The following is a 1,840-nucleotide window of genomic DNA, read 5'->3' on the forward strand; positions in this document are numbered from 1 at the left end:
CCACTATCGTCGGTGCAAAAGCCCGATCGCGACTCAGGTAAAGTTATACTGTCAATAATTTTCTAGACGGGGGTTTTCGCTAATATGACTGTAATTGTTCCTGGCGATGAGACCAGGAACTCAAGCAATTTTATAGTTTTCCATTTAGTTTATACCTGCTCCGATGTCTTGTTACACAAGCAATTTATTATTTCCAAAACTTTATCATAAATTAGTTGCCAATCACAATCATAATTCCGGTGCATAGCTGGAGTCAAATCTCCTTCTTGATGATAACCAGGGACACACAAGTAAGGGTTCCAATCTTCCTGATATAGCAAAAAATTGCTATTGCAGGCATCAGTAAAGTCTATATGTCCATGTACAACCCCTTTCTTATTCACAATCATATTCAAAAAAGTGAGACCTGAACCAACAGATGCAATGTATGTATTGACAGCTTCAGCCCATAGGACTTTTTCATAAGTTTTACAGCCAATTGCATTATAGGTTTTAATCCCTGGATCTAAACGGGCTGTAATTTTGGCAACCTCTTGATTTTCATGGGTAATTATTACATCATCCCCAGGACTATCAATTTCTGTTCTAGACCACCCATCAAACACTACTCCTAGATTAGGAAAATCTTTTGATAGCTTATTAATAATGTTGGCAATGCCTTCGCATTGAGATAACCAAACCCGGACGTGACACCGAATTTGAAAGCACAGCAACGGAAAGTGTTGTTTAGCGGTTTCAATTTGTTGCAAAAAATCTTGAGAACATCTTTGATATGAAGCTTTCCTGATTCTCTTTGTCATGTCTTCTCTTATGAAAAAGTCAGTTACTCGAAACGTAAAACAGTTATTGGCAAGAACTGTTTTAAAAAGATTCTCAGCATCTGCGATCTGAATCCTTTTGTTTGGAAGAATGTCTTCGGGCCAAATATCAGCTACATTAAAGTATTCAAAGGAACCTGCTATGAACTCATCTATTTTGGTCAGAAGATTTTTTTCATGAAGGTATTGAATACCCGTTAAGTCATTCCATGTATAATGACCAATGTTCCAAAAAAATCCCAAAACGGCTCCAATTTCTTTATGGGGGTTACTCAAATAGGATAGGACTTGCTTCCACTCACTGACCATATATCCTTTAAACTTATTAAATAAACCTGCTCCTTGGAGCTTTGAGTGTAGATACCTAAGTTGAATAATTAGTTCTAGGCTAGGAATATAGATGTACATTTTATCTCCAATCCAGTCTCCTACTAGCAAGTAAAATACTTCCTGCCCTACAAACCGATAAAAATGAACAGGTGTCGGCCATATTCCCCCGACAACAAAGGATTGGTTTGACCGCAAGACTATACCATTGAAAGGACAAACTGTATAGATATAGCTTGTTTCTACAATACTTTGCTGAAATATTTGTCCAATTTTAATTTCTGTTTTGGAATATTCTTTGATAGGGCAGATCCCAAAACTATTCATATAAATTTTTTCTAGGCTTCGCTCATCTCTGATGGCAGATTCAATTTGAACTAATGATAAACCGGACTTTTTGATATATTCCTTGTCATCAGTATTCAAGTGCGACAAATTGATAATTTTATAGGTACAAGTGCTACTGAAATAAGCCTCTACAGCTTCCCGTCGAATCTCCTTTTGGCAATAATGACTGGTTTCGTCCAGTACGCCTTGTTGATTCAATCCTTTCCATAAATACTCACACGCATCTCCCAGGCTAGGATCAATCCGTGGGGCTTTCTGGAAGCAGGCTACAGCCTCATCTAACAGACCCTGTTCTGCCTGATCGATTCCTAGCTGATGGTAAGCTCTAGTTATCGATTCTTGTAAAT

1 pseudogene is annotated in these 1,840 nt (G+C 37.7%); it reads right to left on the minus strand.

The features are described from left to right. Window positions 1-149: 149 nt before the first annotated feature. Window positions 150-1,840, minus strand: a pseudogene (locus QUB70_RS32395) (TIGR04372 family glycosyltransferase); the annotation flags it as partial.

It is taken from the genome of Microcoleus sp. A003_D6, from assembly GCF_036702825.1.
In the GTDB taxonomy this organism is placed as follows: domain Bacteria; phylum Cyanobacteriota; class Cyanobacteriia; order Cyanobacteriales; family Microcoleaceae; genus Microcoleus.